General features: G+C 46.7%; 16 protein-coding genes. 6 read left to right on the top strand and 10 right to left on the bottom strand.

The features are described from left to right. Positions 1-98: 98 nt before the first annotated feature. Entirely contained in the window at positions 99-1112 is a 1014-nt protein-coding gene (amrS, locus tag V3S16_RS13955) for an AmmeMemoRadiSam system radical SAM enzyme (RefSeq protein ID WP_413885967.1), read from the top strand. A gap of 212 nt (positions 1113-1324) precedes the next feature. Continuing rightward, positions 1325-2173, top strand: a complete 849-nt coding sequence (locus V3S16_RS13960; RefSeq protein WP_413885969.1) for a glycosyltransferase family 2 protein — start codon at positions 1325-1327, stop codon at positions 2171-2173. Here the strand turns inward: V3S16_RS13960 and V3S16_RS13965 are convergent. From V3S16_RS13965 to V3S16_RS13985, 5 genes are all read right to left on the bottom strand, one after another. Continuing rightward, on the bottom strand, positions 2157-2693 hold the full coding sequence (locus tag V3S16_RS13965) for a bactofilin family protein (protein ID WP_413885971.1): 537 nt from the start codon (positions 2691-2693) through the stop codon (positions 2157-2159). The genes V3S16_RS13960 and V3S16_RS13965 overlap by 17 nt on opposite strands. A 343-nt stretch (positions 2694-3036) precedes the next feature. Then, positions 3037-3744, bottom strand: coding sequence for an acyltransferase (locus V3S16_RS13970; protein WP_413885973.1), 708 nt, complete (start codon positions 3742-3744; stop codon positions 3037-3039). A gap of 49 nt (positions 3745-3793) precedes the next feature. Further along, positions 3794-4828 (bottom strand): phenyltransferase domain-containing protein, encoded by a 1035-nt coding sequence (locus tag V3S16_RS13975; RefSeq protein WP_413885975.1) that lies wholly within the window; start codon positions 4826-4828, stop codon positions 3794-3796. A gap of 43 nt (positions 4829-4871) precedes the next feature. After that, a complete protein-coding gene (locus V3S16_RS13980; protein ID WP_413885977.1) occupies positions 4872-5600 on the bottom strand; it encodes a response regulator transcription factor in 729 nt (242 codons plus the stop codon). An 11-nt stretch (positions 5601-5611) separates the two neighbouring features. Next, complete coding sequence (locus V3S16_RS13985; protein WP_413885979.1) at positions 5612-6595, bottom strand: sensor histidine kinase; 984 nt, start codon at positions 6593-6595, stop codon at positions 5612-5614. Between the two features lie 241 nt (positions 6596-6836). Here V3S16_RS13985 and V3S16_RS13990 point away from each other — a divergent pair, with 241 nt between their 5' ends. Then, entirely contained in the window at positions 6837-7913 is a 1077-nt protein-coding gene (locus V3S16_RS13990) for an NAD(P)H-dependent flavin oxidoreductase (RefSeq protein WP_413885980.1), read from the top strand. 13 nt (positions 7914-7926) lie between these two features. Here V3S16_RS13990 and V3S16_RS13995 read toward each other — a convergent pair whose 3' ends face one another. Then, a complete protein-coding gene (locus V3S16_RS13995) occupies positions 7927-9579 on the bottom strand; it encodes a fatty acid--CoA ligase (RefSeq protein ID WP_413885982.1) in 1653 nt (550 codons plus the stop codon). A 450-nt stretch (positions 9580-10029) separates the two neighbouring features. Here V3S16_RS13995 and thiL point away from each other — a divergent pair, with 450 nt between their 5' ends. Both thiL and thiD read left to right on the top strand, forming a co-directional pair. Further along, positions 10030-11625 (top strand): thiamine-phosphate kinase, encoded by a 1596-nt coding sequence (thiL, locus tag V3S16_RS14000; RefSeq protein ID WP_413885984.1) that lies wholly within the window; start codon positions 10030-10032, stop codon positions 11623-11625. A 65-nt stretch (positions 11626-11690) separates the two neighbouring features. Beyond that, on the top strand, positions 11691-12500 hold the full coding sequence (gene thiD, locus V3S16_RS14005) for a bifunctional hydroxymethylpyrimidine kinase/phosphomethylpyrimidine kinase (RefSeq protein WP_413885986.1): 810 nt from the start codon (positions 11691-11693) through the stop codon (positions 12498-12500). 306 nt (positions 12501-12806) lie between these two features. On the opposite strand, the gene V3S16_RS14010 is transcribed toward thiD, so the two are convergent. From V3S16_RS14010 to V3S16_RS14025, 4 genes are all read right to left on the bottom strand, one after another. After that, a complete protein-coding gene (locus tag V3S16_RS14010) occupies positions 12807-15332 on the bottom strand; it encodes an efflux RND transporter permease subunit (RefSeq protein ID WP_413885988.1) in 2526 nt (841 codons plus the stop codon). 189 nt (positions 15333-15521) lie between these two features. Then, on the bottom strand, positions 15522-16028 hold the full coding sequence (locus V3S16_RS14015; protein WP_413885990.1) for a small multi-drug export protein: 507 nt from the start codon (positions 16026-16028) through the stop codon (positions 15522-15524). A gap of 58 nt (positions 16029-16086) precedes the next feature. Then, entirely contained in the window at positions 16087-16935 is an 849-nt protein-coding gene (locus V3S16_RS14020; RefSeq protein WP_413885992.1) for a polysaccharide deacetylase family protein, read from the bottom strand. Continuing rightward, positions 16925-18115 carry an ATP-grasp domain-containing protein gene (locus tag V3S16_RS14025; protein WP_413885994.1) on the bottom strand — a complete coding sequence of 397 codons (1191 nt, stop codon included), beginning with the start codon at positions 18113-18115 and terminating at the stop codon, positions 16925-16927. The genes V3S16_RS14020 and V3S16_RS14025 overlap by 11 nt, the downstream gene beginning before the upstream one ends. Before the next feature lie 129 nt (positions 18116-18244). Here V3S16_RS14025 and V3S16_RS14030 point away from each other — a divergent pair. Further along, positions 18245-18609: SDR family NAD(P)-dependent oxidoreductase (locus V3S16_RS14030; protein ID WP_413885996.1), on the top strand; the 365-nt coding region annotated here is incomplete at its 3' end.

Below are 18609 nucleotides of genomic sequence, written 5' to 3' on the forward strand. Positions count from 1 at the left end.
TCAGAAATTTGAACCTGTGAACGCCTACGAAAGGTAACCCTGAACGGTGAACTCTGAACCTGTGAACGCCTACGAGTTTCCCATGAGGAGTCCGGATAATGGAAGCTTATCTATATGAACCCCTGGAGAATCAGCAGGTAAAATGTAATCTTTGCAACCATCGCTGTGTCATCAAAGACGGCAGACGCGGACTATGCAACGTTCGCGAAAATCAGGAAGGCACTTTGAAAACGCTGGTCTACGGCAGGCTTATCTCTCAGGCCGTAGATCCGATTGAAAAAAAGCCCTTATACCATTTTTATCCGGGGAGTCTTTCCTACTCCGTCGCCACCGTGGGCTGCAACTTCAGGTGCCGGTTTTGCCAGAATGCGGATATCGCCCAGATGCCCACCGAACAAAAAGGGCTGATAATGGGCAATTACTGCACACCGGAAGAAGTTGTAAATCAAACCGTCCAGGCCGGCTGCCAAAGCATTTCCTATACCTATACCGAGCCCACCGTATACTTTGAGTTTGCCTTTGAAACCGCAAAGCTGGCAAGTGCAAAGGGAATCCAAAATATTTTCGTTACAAACGGATACATGACCGCTGAAGCCCTGCACATGATAAACCCTTACCTGGATGCGGCCAATGTCGACCTGAAAGCCTTTACCGAAGATTTCTACAAAACATATTGCGGTGCCAGGCTCAAGCATGTCAAAGAATCTTTGATACTTATGAAATCGTTAGGAATTTTTGTAGAAGTCACCACTTTGTTGATTCCGGGCCTTAACGACGATAAAAAGGAGCTTGAAGACCTGGCAGCTTTTGTGGCGGATGATCTGGGCAGCGAAACACCATGGCATATCAGCCGGTTTCATCCCACCTACAAACTGACTGACCGTCCTTCCACGCCGGTTGCAACCCTGATTGCAGCCAGGGAAATCGGTATCAAGGCCGGGTTGAAATATGTTTATCTCGGAAATGTGCCGGGCGAGGGCGGTGAAAAAACGTTCTGTTATCAATGCGGCAAAATCCTCATTGACCGCTGGGGGTTTCACGTCAAGGAAAATCTGATTAAAGACGGCCTGTGCACCCATTGCGGTGCACAGATCCATGGTGTGGGTTTATAAGGCGTTCACAGGTTCAGAGTTCCCCGTTAAGGGTTACCTTTCGTAGGCGTTCACAGGTTCAGCCTGCGACAAGCTCCCTTCGGTCTGAGCTCAGGGTCGAAGACCGCCGAGTCGGGTTGCTTTTTCTTTGTTCAACTTTCGTACTTTCCCGCCTGCCAAAGTCTTGTTCGGCGGACAAGCGTGATAAATTTATTTATTTGGCCGCATTAGATATGGAAAAAAGCAAAAACCGAAAGGTAAGCGTCATCATCCCGACTTACAATCGGGCAGCGATGCTCAAAGAGGCTGTCGACTCGGTTCTGGCTCAGGATTACCCGAATTTTGAACTCATTGTTATCGATGACGGGTCGACTGACTCCACGCCCAAAATTCTAAATACATACCAGGACGATGTCACCGTCATCCGCCGGAATAATCTGGGAGTTAGCAGGGCCCGCAATGCCGGAATTCGGGCGGCATCAGGACAATTCATCGCTTTTCTGGATTCGGATGATCTCTGGCTGCCGCAAAAATTATCCAACCAAGTAGAGTTTTTCAATCTAAACCCGGAGGCACTAATTTGCCAGACCGAAGAAATATGGATCAGAAACAGTGTCAGGGTCAATCCCAAAAAGCGACACAAAAAAGTTTCAGGAATGATATTCGAACCCTCTCTGGAACTGTGTCTGGTCAGCCCGTCGGCAGTAATGATGCAGCGCAGTCTTTTTGAAACGGTGGGATTGTTTGACGAAAGTCTTCCGGCCTGCGAAGATTATGATCTTTGGCTCAGAATAAGCTGCAGGTATCCGATACACCTGATCGATACACCTTTAATTATCAAACGTGGCGGGCATGTTGATCAGCTTTCCCGCTTACCGGGACTCGATAAATTTAGGATACAATCCATTATAAACATTATTGAGAGCAATCTGCTGTCACCGGTGCAGTTCAATGCAGCCGTGCAGGCCTTAAACGAAAAATGTGCGATTTATGCGGCCGGCTGCCGCAAACGGGGGCGCCGGGATGAAGCAACGCATTACAAGGAGCTATCAAAAAAATATATGCTCAAGCTCCGCTCTTGACTACCTTTGAGGATTCCGAAAAACAGGTTACATTGTCAGACGTGTTGTTGGCTGTTCTTATGGGAATTTCATCCTGGGAGCGACCGCTGATTCCTATGGGGGATTTTTTGATTATGCTTTGCCCATTAAAGATCCCTCCCCTTTCGATCATCAATGTTTTACAGGTGATCTGGCCGACCACTCTTCCGCCTGCTAATATCCGGATCTCCCCGCAATCGGCAGTTCCTGAAAAGCCTCCGGTGATAATAAGCTTTTCTGCGGCCACATCACCCTCGATATACCCGCTTTTTCCCACAGTGATGATGCTGGTCGAATCAATCGGTCCTGAAAATTCACCATCAACGTACATTCTACCTCCAACTTGAAGTTCCCCTCTTATTTTTGTGCCGGCGGCAATGATAGTCGTGTTGCAAGAATTAACCGATGATTGACCAGATTTAGTAAAGATTCCCATTTTACACTCTTCTCTTTCTGAATGATGTTTTCGTAAATATCTTTGCTCCACTTCCCATGGCCGCATCTATTATTACCCTGAGAGCCACTCCGCTATTAAATTCTTTACGCAAAATTCGGGTCAGGGAACTGGTTAATACAAAAGCAAGAAAGGTGCCAATCTAATCAATTTGCCGGCCTGAGAAAAAACGATCGGAGATATCGTTTTGATATGTTAATTGTTTTTAGGATCAAAAATATTAAAATGGTATGCCGCTAGAGTCGCGCTGTTTTAGCAACTAAATTATCTTTTGTTAATAACGGGTTATATCAATTTCTTAATAAGGTAGCCGCTAAAAAAACGGTTAAGGCAAGGTAAGTAAATGAATTGCATTTGTCATTTTTTTGTCGGCGGTGATAGCAGGATGACACTAAGGCGACACGATAGACCACAGCCAGCCCAGAAGCGTATTGTCCCGCAATATAGCCCTGTCCCACTGATCGAATTCTTTAATAAGTCGAGCAGGATCTGAATACCAGCGGGCTCGTGGGGTAAATGGTTTCGAGGGATCAAGGGCTTTGACCACCCTGGCAGGATTACCGGCCGCGACGGTATGAGCAGGAATCGAATTGACAACAACGGCGCCGGCTCCGATAACGCTGTTCTCACCGATGGTCACCCCCTTGCAGATAAGGGCGCTATCTCCGATCCACACATTATCGTTTATCTTTATAGGGGCCGTCTTTCCCATGGAAATTCGGTTGTAAACGCCATGCCAGTCGCAATCGGTTATATATACCTTGCTTGCGATCATGCAGCTGTCGCCGATAACGGTCTCAGAAGCCGAACTGATTCTAACGCCGGGACAGATCAGGCTAAAATCGCCGATTTGAATACGTCCTTCGTTTTGTCGCTTAGGCCAGACCGACAGCCTTACTTTGTTGTCGCCGGTAGCGATCACAACGGCATAGTTGCCCAGCACAACCGGCGCACCAAAGATCTCCACATGCCAGGGCTTCATAAAGACATAGCCTTTTCCAAGTACTTCGAACTGAGGCCGTAAAAAGCGTCTGACATAGAACTTTTGAAAATCCAGATATGCTTTTTTGATAAAGTAAGGGCGGTAATCTTTTCTCAAGGGTTGCTACCTCAAGGTCGAGTTGGAATCCATATCAAACATTTAAGAGTTAAAGCTTTTGAGCTTCCCAAAAACTATGGTTGAAAAGACGGCTGGCCGGTGTAAGATCGTAGATAACATCTGCTGCAATCAAAACAACGGCATTGGTCCAGGTACTTTTATCCTCAGGCCAGATGGTCATGTCCGGGCAGGTAAAGCCGCACCAGTATGATCCATCAGTATTGGTTTTATTTTGAATCCAGTTAAAGACTGTCTCTGCCAGCCCCGGCTTCCCCATGGCGGCCAGCGCTATCGAAAGCTCGCAGGTCTCGGCAACGGTGACCCAGGGTCGGTCGGAGACGCATAGAACTCCCTGGCCGTCGATCACAAATTTTTTCCAAAACTTTTCGACCCTCTTCTGGGCCATTTCTCCGCTCAGCACACCGGCAAGTATCGGATAGAACCAGTCCATGGAATAACGAGATTTGGTCATGTTAAAATTATAAGGTTTATGCCGGACGGCATCTCTCAGCTTCATCAGTCCGTCCCGCCAGGCAGGCATCTGACGGCCTAACTGCCGGGCAATGGCCAGAGCGCATTTTAGACTCATATAAACGGAACATGATCCGGTTAAAAGCGCCATGGGATCTATTTTACCTTCGGGGCTGACGGCCCAGTAAACTTCACCGCCGGGCGCCTGGAGGCTGAGGGCAAAGTTTATAGCCGCTTTAACGGTCGGCCAGAGCTTTTTGAGGAAAGTTATATCACCGGTTACAAGAAAGTGGTGCAAAACACCAACCGCAATGTATGATGACATGTTTGTGTCCCGGGTTTTATCTTCCGGGATACCGTCCCTGTAAGAGGTATACCAGCTCCCATCGGCAAGCTGCGTGCGAGCCATCCATTCAAAAGCCCGCTTTGCCTCTTTAATATATCCGCCGATACAGAGGCCCATGGCGGCCTCGACATGGTCCCAGGGATCCGTTTTCTCACCCCGGCACCAGGGTATTTCTCCATTTTCCTTCTGAGTATTGACAATCAGAACCGCAACGGAGTCGATGTCAATTGTAAGGTCCTGTTTAACACCACTAAGATTAAAGCTCATCAAAACATTCCTTTTATAATACCTCTTAATTTCTGGATGGACACTAATGATCAAATAAGTACCCTATTGACCTGATACTTTTAAAAAATGCCGGCTTTTTGGGATTGTCCTCAAAATATTTCCTAAACCGCACTATGAAATTGTCCACTGTACGGGTTGTCATCTCCCCGGTGTATCCCCAGCCTATCTGTAGTATTTCGTCGCGCGCAAGCGGCTTTCCCCTTCTGGCGATAAACAGCCTCAACAGCTTGACTTCCTGGTCTGTAAGGCGTATCTCGCCGCACTTGCAATAGGCGGTGGAAGTCTCAAAATCGATGCGGTTGTCGCCAAAAGCGTAAGTCCGGGGTTGAGAAGAGAGTACGGCTTTACTGAGATAACCCTCTGCACGCGCCCATGATGCGCGGGTCAAAAGGCGTTCGACCCGCAGTAAAAATTCGTCCAGATCGAATGGTTTTGTAATATAATCGTCCACACCGCAAGACAGGCCTTTGACTTTGTCCTCTGTATCGCTTTTGGCCGAAAGAATCAGAATCGGAATCCGATCATCCTCAAGACGGATATTTTGAAGCACGGACAACCCGTCCATCCCGGGCAACATGATATCGAGTACAATCAGGTCGGGCTGCCATTCTTTCCATTTTTGAAGGCCCGCAACCCCATCCGGAGCGATCGTTACATCATATCCCTTAAGCGACAAGTTCAATTCGAGGCCCTCGGCGATATGTCTTTCATCTTCAACAACCAGAATACGTTTTTTGGCCGAATGTTTCATAAGCACCTTTTTTATAAGCCGATCCACGCCCAGGTCTTGTAAGGAAACGTCAAGGTAAATTCTGATCCTCGCCCCTTTCCTTTGCTTTGGGCCACTACTTTTCCATGGTGCAGCCGGGCGACACTCCGCACCAGGTGCAGGCCGAGTCCGCTGCCTTGAGCGGTCATATCATCCACCCGGCCCGTCTGATAAAATTTTTTGAAAATCTTTTTGATTTCTCTCTTTTCAATTCCAATACCGTTGTCCGCAAATCGAATATGCAGTTTGGACTTTAGTAACTCAAAGGTAATATCAATCTTGGGCTTTTCGGATTCATTATATTTGAGGGCGTTGATCAGCAGGTTCATTAAAAGCATGTCAAATAAAGATTCATTAACATGATAGGGAAAGTTAAGGCCGCTTGGATTGTGAACATTGATTTCACAATTTTTCAATAACCGGCTGTGGTCTTTAATAAACCGCTCGACGGCGGCAACAAGATTCGATTCGACAAGCTCACCGCCATAACTTTTGCTCTCAATCTTGGCAAGGTTCAGTATACGGTTGATATTCTCCGAAAGCCGCTCCACATCTTGAACCATATAACCCAGGTATTTGATTTGGTCGCGGCGGTTTAGTTCGTATTTCATAAATGTTTCCAGATACAACTTCAATGATGTAACGGGAGTTTTCAGTTCGTGGGTAAAATTGTTGATAAAATTATACTGCATCCGGTATAGTTGCTGTATTTTTTGACTATATATAAAGATAATTAAAATCCCCACCAGAATCATGCCCACCAGAATCGAAAGAACTAGAATGACCACCCAGGTCTCGGATTCCAAAAACTGGCCGGGATCAAGATTGTGGATTGTCACTACCTCCCTGAACCCTGTGCTGACTTCCACATACCAGTGAATGTACAAGATCAAGGACAGGGCCAGGGCCAGGATAGAAAAAATAAACACAAGGACCGGATGAAAAAACCATTTTGTTCGATCAATAATCGTTTCCATGAGTCTAATACCCCTTTTTTGCTTTGTGTCCAAAAGTTTTTAAACACATATAACAATTTTAATCAATCTAACAGTGATTTATGTGGCACAACGACTTTCAATCCTGCTTTGGTACAACCGAGAAATGTAAAACTTTTGTAAAACCCGGAAACAATTCTGTCATTTTGGAACCATATTCATTAATAAAAAACAACAGCATTGTGCTTTATACGAATTCACAATAACTTAAAAGAACGAGCCCATGATACATACCAAATTAAAAATAGGTGATCTGGTTGCCAAGATTCCGATTATTCAGGGCGGAATGTCTGTAGGAATCTCTCTTTCAGGGCTGGCGTCAGCCGTTGCCGAAGAAGGCGGCATCGGCGTAATCGGTACCGCCATGATCGGCATGAGCGAATCCGACCTTTACTCGAACGGTCTTGAAGCCAATCTCAGGGCACTGAAAAAGGAAATTAGAAAAACCCGTGAAATGACCCAAGGCATCATCGGCGTCAATATCATGGTCGCTTTAACCAATTATGCCGACATGGTGAAACTCTCGATTGAGGAAGGCATCGACATTATTTTTTGCGGGGCCGGACTTCCGCTGGATTTGCCCAAGTATCTCACCAACGGTTCCAAGACCAAACTCGTCCCTATCGTATCTTCGGACCGGGCTGCCAAAATCATATGCAGGAAATGGCTCTCCAAATTCAATTATCTGCCGGACGCTCTGGTGGTGGAAGGACCCAAGGCCGGCGGGCATCTGGGTTTTAAAATGGAACAGATCAATGATCCTGATTATGTCCTGGAAAAAATCGTTCCCCAGGTTATTGATGCGATTAAGCCTTTTGAAAAAGATCACCAAAAGGATATTCCGGTGATAGCCGCCGGAGGGATCTACAGCGGAAAGGATATTTATAGGTTTTTAAAAATGGGGGCGGCCGGTGTGCAGATGGGAACCCGTTTTGTTGCCACCCATGAATGCGACGCCGCCATTGAGTTCAAGCAGGCATTTGTAGACGCCGAAGAGGATGACCTGGTGCTGATTAAAAGCCCGGTGGGGCTCCCCGGCCGGGTGGTTCGCAACAAATTTATCGACGATGTAAACCTTGGAGTTCGCAAGCCGTTCAAATGCCCCTATCACTGCATTAAAACATGCGATTACAAAAACAGCCCCTACTGCATTTCTTTTGCCTTAATCAGCGCCAAGAAAGGCAAGCTGAAGCACGGGTTTGCATTTGCCGGCACCAATGCCTACCGCATAGACAAAATTATTTCGGTAAAAACTCTGATAACATCGTTGCTGCAGGAGTACGAACAGGCAAGCAGCTAAAAATAAAATCGTGTTACGATTTTATATATTGCTTCCGCAGTTCCTTTTTATCGATTTTACCCACACTGGTTTTGGCGATGTCATCGGTGATAACAATGGTATCCGGAACCCCGTACCCGGCTATGGTACCGTTTTCGACAAACGTCATATAAAACGCTTTGAGATCATCCTCTGAAACCTTTGTCTTGTATTCTTCTTTTAAAACCACCAGTGCCAGCGGCCTCTCGCCCCATTTTTCATCGACAACACCGATTACGGCTGCTTCGCTCACCGCCTCGTGCTGACTGATAATATCTTCCAGCTCAAGAGATGAAACCCATTCTCCACCGGTCTTGATCACATCTTTTAGCCGGTCTGTGATCTGCAAATACCCTTCAGAATCGATATATCCGATGTCCCCGGTATGCAGCCAGCCGTCCTGCCATAACTCTTCACTTTTTTCAGGCTCTTTCACATATCCCTGTGTAAGCCAGGGTGCTCTGACGATGACTTCACCGGTACTTTGGCCGTCATGGGGCAGCCGATTGCCTTGCGGGTCAACGATGTCAAGATGCACATTGGTGACGGGAAGCCCTGTTTTGCAGCGCATTGCTACCTGTTTGTCGAGCTCCCAGTCCAGCATATGCGGTTTCAAGTTTGCCAGGGTCAGCACCGGGCAGGTCTCAGACATGCCGTATCCGGTAAAGACATTGATTCCATGCTCAAGGGAAGCTTTGCAAAGGCCTTTGGGAAGTGCCGAACCGCCGATGACAACCTTCCAGTTGGACAGATCAACCGTCTTGATGGCCGGACTGCTGACCAGCATGTGCAATATGGTCGGGACGCAGTGGGAAAAGGTGACACCCTCTTTGATAATGAGCCCCAGCAGCATCTGCGGTTCATAGCGACCCGGATAGACCTGTTTGTTGCCCATTAAAGTCATGAGATACGGAATTCCCCAGGCATGGACGTGAAACATCGGTGTAATGGGCATATATACATCCTCTGAGTTTAGGGATGCCTGCGACTTGTAAACACAAAGACCGGACATGAGCCCGTAGGTGTGCAGCACAAGCTGGCGGTGGCTGAAAAAGACCCCCTTGGGCATACCGGTAGTGCCGGTAGTGTAAAAGGTGGTGGCAACGGTCTCTTCGTCAAAATCTGGAAATTCATAATCCCTGCCGGCTTCTGCAAGCAGCGCTTCATATTCTCCGTCGATGGACACAGCGGTTTGCGGTACTTCGGCTTCGTCCGTCAGCAGGATGATTTTCTTTACTGTTTTGAACTTGTCCTTAACAGCTTCCAGAAGCGGCAAAAATTCGGCGTTGACCAGTATGACATCATCTTCGGCATGGTTAATGGTATAGATGAGTTGCTCGGGAGACAGCCGCACGTTAATCGTATGTAAAACAGCACCCATCATGGGCACGCCAAAAAAACATTCCAGGTATCGGTGGCTGTCCCATTCCATAACCGCAACCGTATCCCCTTGACGTACGCCAAGATTCTCCAACGCATTGGCCAGCTGAGATACGCGTCGGGAAAAGGTTAAATAATCATACCTCATCTGATCTCTGTAAACGATTTCCTTATTGGGAGAATAGATCAGCGGTGTGCGCAGCAGATGCTTGATGAGAAGTGGATACGAATAGGCCGATGGGGTCCGTTCAATCGTTCTGGTTGCCATTTTTAATCTCCTTTCAATAATTGGACAATCTCGACAATCAACTATTGCAAAAAACCGGGCAACAATCAACCTGGATTTCCCACCAGTATGGGTGCTAATTTACTTAGCCATCTATACTTGAATGCGTGACTTTTTGCGAATTCATCACGTTTTAAGCTTTTATAAGCCTAAGGCTTATTAAATGTTAGGTTGTGGTTTTACTTTTATTTACAGATACTTAAAATTTAAAACCGTAACTTCTCAATAACCTCGGGAAAAAAGGCTTCAGGGTTTTTCTGAAAGGTGATATCAATATATAAAATCGCTAAAGCGATTTTATATGAAGCCGCTCTGCCGCGCTGAAGCCCGGAGATTTTCTAAACCTTAACTTATTGAGAACTTACCTAAAACGTTCGTAAAAAAGGAATTTTTGCCTTTTTACGAACCTATCATTTTTGGATTGCAGCAAAGATGCTTACGGACCGTTTACAAAAAGCACTGCGTTTCTACTTTATCACCGACGACGGTGCCCTGGATTTTTCGCCCTTAGACCAGGTGCGCATCGCCGTTCAGGCCGGAGCAACCATCGTCCAGTACCGTAACAAATCATTTTCTTCACGATTTTTCGATGAAGCTGCCGCTATCAGAGATCTATGTAAATGCAACGCCGTCCCCTTTATCGTCAACGATAATATTCTGCTCGCCAAAGCTGTGGAGGCCGACGGCGTCCACTTAGACCGGAATGATGAAGACCTGGTCCCGGCCAGAAATATTTTAGGCCCCCAGGCCATTGTGGGATTGTCGGTAACCAGCCCTTCTCAACTTAAAAAAAGCGATCTTTCACCATGCGACTACATTGGAGCAGGGCCTGTTTTCGATACTCAAACAAAACCTGATGCCAAAAAAACAATCGGCCTTGTGGGCCTGGAAGCCGTGGTCAAGGCCTCCCCGCTGCCGGTGGTCGCTGTCGGCGGAATTGATCACACCAACGCCGAATCCTGTTTCACCCGCGGTGCCGCCGGCGTAGCGGTGATCAGCGCTGTTACGCGCGCTGAAGATCCGCGGCAACATGCCCGGCAGCTCTCAGCAGCCTGCGGATGCTCTTTGCGCTCTGCCCTGGCTTCTCCATGGGATGATGAATTCGTCCTTATTGACAAGCTGCTCCGGCAGGCCCCTGCTGATCCATATCTTAAGGTTGCACCCGGCGATGATGCTTCTCTTTTGCAAGACTTAAGCAAACCTGTGATCACCACCGATACCCAGAAAGAAGGTGTCCACTTCAGGCTTGACTGGCAGACGCCCCAGGAGGTCGGCTGTAAAGCTGTGGAAGTAACCTTTAGCGATCTTGCCGCCTCATATGCCGCTCCCGTCAGTCTCTTTGTCAATCTTGCGCTGCCGCCTTACGTTTCAGACCATATTGTTGAGGCCCTGTACGCAGGGATTCTAAAAGCCCTTGGAAAATACGGCTGTACTTTGGGCGGCGGTAACATTTCCGCCGCCCACCGGCTGTCGCTGGACCTTTTTGCCGTCGGACGGGGACACGACACTATTTTCCCGGTGCGCTCCGGCGCCCGTCCCGAATACGGGCTGTATTGTACCGGTCCTCTCGGCCTGGCCCGTGCCGGTCTGGAATCGCTGATCCGCAAAGATCCGGAATTCGAAAACCTGATCGCGAAATTCAAATCCCCTACGGCCAGATTTGATGCCGCTAAAGTTCTGGCCGATAACAACGTAGCGTGTGTTATCGACGTCAGCGACGGCCTGGCCGGTGACGCCCGCCATATTGCCGTGGCCTCCGGTCTTGCCATAGAATTCGACTTTTCCTCCTGGGATTTTGATCCCGCTTTAGTTTCATTTTGCGAAAAATATGGCTTGAAACCCGAAGATATGGTTCTAACAGGGGGTGAAGATTATGAACTCCTGTTTGCATGTTGGCCGGCTATTTTCGAAAAAATTCGAAAGGACCTTCCGGGGATGTACCAGGTGGGCCGCTGCCTGACCTTTCAGGACAAGCATCTGCTCAACCTGCCCCCCGGAGTTTCGTCCTACCAGCATGGAAAAAGATAAACCGATGAACAAATAACTTTTACCCTAATTGAGCGTTATCGCTAAATTGAGGCTGGAGGTTTAACATGCAGGTTGCGCTTACCATTGCCGGTTCGGATTCATCCGGCGGCGCCGGGATCCAGGCGGATCTAAAAACGTTTCAGGCCCTTGGTGTTTTCGGCATGAGCGCCATTACCGCCGTTACGGTGCAGAACACTCAAAAAGTCTATGCTGTCCAGGAAATGCCGCCTAAGATCGTCTACGATCAAATATTGTGTCTGTTTGATGATATTGACATCCATGCCGTCAAAATCGGTATGGTTTCAAGTATTGCGCTGATCGAGAGTATTGCCCGTGCGCTTAAGGCGGTAGATCCGCCGGCGGTAGTGCTCGATCCGGTTATGATTTCCAAAAGCGGCTATCGGCTGTTGAATCAGGACGCCCAGGACGCTCTGGTAGACCATCTGTTTCCACTGTCTGAGGTTGTCACCCCCAACATTTTTGAGGCCCAAGCCCTCACCGGTATGAGCATCAAAAATCTAAACGACATGCAAGCCGCTGCCGCCAAAATTTTAAAGCTGGGGGCCGGGAAAGTGGTCGTCAAGGGCGGACACCTGGGAGAGGACCTGGCTATTGATATTCTTTACGACGGCATTGACTACCAAAAACTTCAAAGCCGCCGGGTAGAAACCAAAAATACCCACGGCACCGGCTGCACTTTTTCTTCGGCCATCGCGGCCAATCTGGCTCTGGGCAAATCCTTCTTCGAAGCCGCCACGCTTGCCAAGGCATACATCAGCGGTGCCATCGAGCATGCTCTCGACATCGGAAAAGGTTACGGCCCTACCCACCATTTCTTTGACTTATACGCCCAAGCAGGAATCAACCGGCATTGAAATTTATTATAAATCTATGTTATGAAGCCTTTGTGCTTTGACTCAGAAAAAGCTATTACCCTAATCTAGTCAAAACTCGATTAGGCGTCTGTGGTCAGTTGTCCGTAGTCAGTGGTTTTACAAGTTCTTAGGGCCTTTATTGTGTTTCACTTGTAGTTAGAATATAATCTCGCTTCTTATTGCTAAGCAAAGGACGACGGACAAAGGGCAACGGACACCCAATTGAGCGTTTTCGCTCAATTGGGGTTAAATTGATTTATAGCACCATAATAGTTGTGCATATCATCCATATCATTATATTGCAATTTACCCGTGCTTTGACCGCGAGACAACTGCAAAGATAGCAGGAAGCACGACAATGGAAGCAATCATACAGGCACTGATACCTATGATAGCCACATAACCCATGCTTTTAAGCCCCGGATAGTGGGACAAAATAATCGACCCAAAACCTATTATAGTCGTCAGAGATGTTAAAACAACGGCCCGGCCGGTTTGAAACATTTTTTCGGAATTGTTTAGATGGTCTGATTGGCAGAATGTGTTGGTAAAGTGAACCCCGTCATCAATACCGATTCCGACGATCATAGGAATTACGATCAGGTTGAGAAAATTAAAATCCAAACCAAACATGGACATGATACCGGCCAGTGAGGCTAAGCCAATTAAAAGGGGTGTTATCGAGAAAAGCACCAGCTTCAGACTGCGGTAATAAATTAGTAGAACCGCAACAATACTGAGGCTTGCAAACAACAGAGATGATTGTAAGTTATTAATGATAAGCTCCTTTAAATCCCCGGTGAGCAAATTGGGGCCGGTCAAAAGATAGCGATTTTTCTTGATCCCTCCCTCTGCAAGAGTACGGATGATCATCTCTTTAAATTGAAAGGTTTCCGAGCGGGACCAAAGATCTTTATTAGGACTGATATAAGTAACTGTCTTATACGCATTGTCTTTTCGAATAACAAATAGTTTCAAAAATTTTTCCAGCTCTTTATCCTGTAGACTTGTAGGCAATAGGAGTTTATCTTCAGAAAGAGCCCTTGACAGGCTTTCAAAATACTCATCATATAGATCAAGAATCTCGAAACCATTTTCTTTAAGGGCCTCGTTGAATGTCTTTTTAATGCGTTTGATATCAAAAATATCGGCATGTTGGCGGATGAATTCCATATTATTTCTCTGCTGGCTGGGCGCAGGAAAGTAGCTGCTGATTGATCTGATTCCGGCAATCATACCCGACCTTTTCAGTTCATCCAGTGACGAATATATTGATGCGCTGGTTTCCATAGCCTCTGCCTCTGTGTCTCCCTCGGCAACTAAAAGAATTGCTGCCGTTGAACCTCCAAGCCAATCTGTTATCTTATCCTGCAACCGCAAAACCTTGCTGTCGACCGGGCGAAAATTTTTCAAATTGTCATCAAAATGAATGCCGGTCCCTGAGATGATTGACAAGACAACGATTATAGCGGCAGCCACGAGAACGATCCGAGGATATTTCCGGATTCCGCCCATAAGGGTATTTAAACCAAAACCTGCTATTGCAACCGTTTTTGGGGATCTTTTCTCATTTGAAAAAGTGACAAGCAGAGCAGGAAGTAAAAAAAGCATGCCCAGCAGGCAAATCAGGATCCCGATACCCGTCAAAATGCCCAGCTCACTGAAGCCTTTGAAATCGGAAATCCCCACACTAAAAAAAGCAACTGCCGTTGTAATTCCACCGATAAAGATTCCCATGCCGGATTCCTTAAAAGTAAGCTGTAAGCGCTGGGACACAGGCAGGTTGACCTGGTTTTCGCCAAAGTAACGGTTGACGATGTGGATGGCAAAATCAATCCCCAGCCCTATTAGCACGCATGAGAATATAAAGGTCAGGACATTGAGACGCTGAAATATAAGGCTTGCAAATCCGAGTGTCCACAAAAGACTGGCAGCCAGCGGCAAACCGACAAAAAAAAGGATTCTTAATGTTCTGAATGACAGGCCCAAAAGAAGCATAACGCCTAAAAAAGAAGTCAGCAGAGTCACTTTAATATCTTTTTTGGTAATAGCCTCGTCGTTCACCGCAATCGGATAGCCACCAGTGTAAGATATCCTGATTTTATTGGAGAAACCGGCCATTTTCTCCGGTAATTCAGCCAAAGCCAGCTTTCCAAGAGAATAAACTTGGGCCATTAATTTCTTGCTGAAAGCAACATTTTGAGGGGGCTTTTCAGGCTTTAGAAATATAATATAGTTGCCCCCTTTGGTACGGTAATATCCGCTGTGGGTTTTTATTGTTCGTTTCCCGGTCGGTACTGTCAAACTGCTTCCCAGTAAATTCCTGAGTCCCAAGGGGTCAATATAGATCAGCTCTTTGGCGGCAGTGCCAAAAGGAGTCATTAATATTTTTTTGTTCTCAAGGACCTGTTCATGAATCCCCTCGTCAGAAAATTTTTGAGTTAACCTGGTAAGATCCCCGGTTTTAACCAGGTTCGGGAAATACTCTGCTAATATCTTAAATAAATTGGCCAGCTGCCTTGCTTCGCTTTTATATTCGATTTCAGTTATCAGCCGACTTTGTACGTACTTTTTTGCTAAGTGTTCAATAACTGCGTCAGAATCTTTCTGATCAATATTTTCAGGCATTTCAACCAGCGCAATCAAGGTGGATTGAATCCCGATTGTTTCGGCTACATCAAAAAAGGCATCGACACTGGGATTATCTGCCGGGAGCAGGGCTATGAGGTCAAGATCGAGCTTAAGGCGCGTGACGAGCACAGTTGCTGCCAGGGTCAGAAAAACAGAAAAAATTAGGATGTGTTTATGGAACCGATAGATGATTTGATGCAACAGGAACAACCTCTTATTTTTTCAAGTTTTTAGGTAACTCTTCAATTAAAATCAGAAAAGCGATATTTCTTTCGAGAGTGTTTTGTATTTGGTGTTTAGTGTTTGGTGATCCGGCAAGCCGGTATATCATCAAACAATTTAAACAAAACACAAAATACTAAACACCAAACACCTAATGAATTCGAATTTTTACGAATTAATCAATAAAGATCCCACCAGCCGGATAATAGCCTCGCCTGCGCCCAAAAGAATAACACACCCCAGCACGCTGCCTGCAATCATCAATGGATAACTGATCTGCTTGGGCAATTTTAAAAGCTTTGACAAAAGAACTCCGCTCCACATGCCGCAACCCTTTAAGGGCAACATGGTAATCGTAACAACACCGGGGGTGCCTAAAAGCTGCAGCCGCCGGAGAAACTTTGATTGGCGGAAGCGCTCTGCTCTTTTTTCGGATTTTTGATGGAATTTCTTTATAAATAATCGATCTGAAACCGTATCATATAAATGATAAAATAATGGAATTTGAAGTGTATCCAGCATAACTACTACAGGCAACAATAAGAAGATTTTGTATCCCAGCAGTTGTGCGCTCAATACGGCCGCCGGCCGGCCTCCCAGAATATAGAGCGGGATAAAATATACCGCAAAATTATCGGCAAGATTATTTTTTAAATATAGTATCGCATCTACCATAATTTAATCAGCAGTCGGTTAGTTTTTATCATCAAGCCTGATCTATCAGCGAGCGGTCTTACGGCGAAAACTCCCCGACCCCTCGCTTAATTAAAAAATTGGAAACGGTTGTAAAGTTGAAGTCGTCCAATAAGCGCGCAAGCCTTCTTTCAGTTTTCACCAGTCGGGCATTTAAAACAAACTCTTTGGCCGGCGGTAGCCGGATCTGTGGGTTATCCGAATCCAGCTCGCGAGGATGAACATAAATCAGGGCCGGTTGCCCCTGATTATTAAGTTTACGCATGCATGATCGAATCAGGCTGTAAGGAAAGATGCGTAATCCCCAACCTCCCCCCATGGGGAAGCTGGCCAGAGGTGTCTTGCCGACAAGAGGAGGAAATTCCCACAAGTGCCCTTTCTCCAGAGTCAGCCGGTGTGGTATTATAGCATAATCAGGATTCCCAATGATGGGCAAAGGGGCCATGCTTGAATCATACTCAAATCCTTCCTGCTGCAATATGTCAAGCGCCCAGAGAGAATCATCCCGAATGGACCATTCCGGAGCTCGGTAGCCCTTCACAGCACAGCCGGCAACTTTATAAAGTATTTCGGAAGCCTTATTCAAATCTCGCCGGAAGGCAGCGGGCGTCATTGTGTAAACACGCTTGTGAGCGTATCCATGGGAGGCAATTTCATGACCGGCGCTTTTTATTTCCCTTATCAGGTCAGGATATTTTTCAGCCACAAAGCCAAGCACAAAAAAGGTTGCCCGGACCCCTTTATTGCCCAGCACTTCAAGTATCCTCAAGGTATTTGGTATAATCCGGCTCTCCAGGCGGGGCCAGCTATCTTCCGGAATCCGATCTTCTACCCCGCAGATGTGGTACCAGTCTTCTAAATCTACTGATAAGATATTCTCAACCGCCATACATTCTCTTTTTGAGGCGCTGTTTCATGTCAGGGTCGTAGATAAAAGTCAGGGGTGTTAAAACCCTGGCTAGGGCCGGCAAAGGATCTTTGATCGATACTATATCATATACCGTACTCGCATCCCAGAAATGAAAGAATTCGGGTACCAGACGACTCCGCCGGGGATTATAAATAAAATGCAGGAGGTCTCCGGGCAGCAGCCAGCGAGATTTTTTCCCGATCTGGTAATGTTCGATCGGTTTCAAATTCTCCCTGCGGGACATACAGTACAAAAGATAAGGAAAATTGACCCCGGACGCGATAGCCAGGGATAATGATCCCCAGAATCTCGGATTGATTTCCATCAGTTTAGGGCGCCCGTCACGGGGATCGAGCTTGAATTCAACCATGGCCACCCCGAACCAGTCCAGAGCTTTGAGTAGATCTACGGCCATATCACGAATATCATCATATCTGACACTTTCGCGCAAGGTGCTGGCCCCTCCGGTTACCGGGTACTCTCGCAGCCGCTTATGGACAAAAGAGGCCTTCACCGCCCCTTGCTCATCCATTAAAATAGAAGCGCCATAGCCTGGTCCTTGGCGGGGGATCATTTCCTGAATCATGGGAAAAGGAAATTGCCGGTGGATTGCGTGGTACTGCTCTATCAATTCCTGCGGGTTTTCAGGATAGGCCACTCCGACAGCACCGGAGCTCATCTTCGGTTTAATTACAACCGGATATGGCAAGCCTGCTTTGAGTTCATCTAACTGTTGAGTGTCATCGATAAACCAGGTCTTGGGGGTGGGGATCCCCAGCTTCTTGGCCAAAAGCAGAACTTTGTCCTTGCGCCTGGCCAAACGCAACTTTTCAAAAGGTACGATCGGCAGATAGGTTAATTCTGAAAAATCAGAATGATAGCGGGAAATCAGGTCAAGGGTTTCATCTTCCATGGGAAGGAGCATTTGATATGAATGAGATGATAATTGGCGGTAAAGAAAATCCACAAATTCGGTCGGCCTGCAAAGGGGTGATGGATAGACGACTGCTTTATGGCAGTGTCTGGAAAACGCGGCGGTTGCCAAACGGGTGCTTTCGCCAACCGTTACCCTGATACCCCTCATCCCAAGGGCACGAACCGCGGCCAGCGATTTTCGCCAATGCCCATCCGTAATAAACACTTCAGAATTCATAACCATAATATATGAAACAATTCCAAAACTTGTTCAAGATGTTTTATCGCCGGCTCATCCAGTTTAAGGTTGCACTCAAAGCGTTCATTTGCTAACTTTCCTTAAACTTTACGCATTCATCAAGGATTTAACTTTATGGAGTTTAAGGATAAAAGAATCATTGTTACCGGCGGCACGCGGGGAATCGGAAAATCAATGGCCCTGTCTTTTGCTAACGAGGGCGCCTGGGTGGCGGTAAATTATTCTTCTGATGATGAAAGCGCTGCAACTACAGAGAAAGAGCTTGCCCGGTTAACCCCAAAATTCCGGATTTTTAAGGCCGATGTCTCTTCCCGGCCGGACGTTGAAAAAATGATCAAAACTATCATCGACGAGTGGGAACATGTGGACATTCTGGTTAACAACGCCGGAATTATCAATGATAAATTGCTCATGTTTCTCAATGAAGATGACTGGGAGCGAGTCATTGATGTCAACCTTAAGGGAACCTATCTTTTCTC

It is taken from the genome of Candidatus Desulfatibia sp. (assembly GCF_036446775.1).
Classification (GTDB): Bacteria; Desulfobacterota; Desulfobacteria; order Desulfobacterales; family UBA11574; genus Desulfatibia_A.

Bases quoted from the DNA above. Each gene is read 5' to 3' on its own strand.
- thiD (WP_413885986.1), top strand. From the start codon at position 11,691: ATGCAGGTTGCGCTTACCATTGCCGGTTCGGATTCATCCGGCGGCGCC.
- V3S16_RS13965 (WP_413885971.1), bottom strand. From the start codon at position 2,693: ATGCGGCCATGGGAAGTGGAGCAAAGATATTTACGAAAACATCATTCA.
- V3S16_RS13990 (WP_413885980.1), top strand. From the start codon at position 6,837: ATGATACATACCAAATTAAAAATAGGTGATCTGGTTGCCAAGATTCCG.
- V3S16_RS14020 (WP_413885992.1), bottom strand. From the start codon at position 16,935: ATGGCGGTTGAGAATATCTTATCAGTAGATTTAGAAGACTGGTACCAC.
- amrS (WP_413885967.1), top strand. From the start codon at position 99: ATGGAAGCTTATCTATATGAACCCCTGGAGAATCAGCAGGTAAAATGT.
- V3S16_RS13960 (WP_413885969.1), top strand. From the start codon at position 1,325: ATGGAAAAAAGCAAAAACCGAAAGGTAAGCGTCATCATCCCGACTTAC.
- V3S16_RS13985 (WP_413885979.1), bottom strand. From the start codon at position 6,595: ATGGAAACGATTATTGATCGAACAAAATGGTTTTTTCATCCGGTCCTT.
- V3S16_RS14015 (WP_413885990.1), bottom strand. From the start codon at position 16,028: ATGGTAGATGCGATACTATATTTAAAAAATAATCTTGCCGATAATTTT.
- V3S16_RS13980 (WP_413885977.1), bottom strand. From the start codon at position 5,600: ATGAAACATTCGGCCAAAAAACGTATTCTGGTTGTTGAAGATGAAAGA.
- thiL (WP_413885984.1), top strand. From the start codon at position 10,030: ATGCTTACGGACCGTTTACAAAAAGCACTGCGTTTCTACTTTATCACC.
- V3S16_RS14025 (WP_413885994.1), bottom strand. From the start codon at position 18,115: ATGGTTATGAATTCTGAAGTGTTTATTACGGATGGGCATTGGCGAAAA.
- V3S16_RS13975 (WP_413885975.1), bottom strand. From the start codon at position 4,828: ATGAGCTTTAATCTTAGTGGTGTTAAACAGGACCTTACAATTGACATC.
- V3S16_RS13995 (WP_413885982.1), bottom strand. From the start codon at position 9,579: ATGGCAACCAGAACGATTGAACGGACCCCATCGGCCTATTCGTATCCA.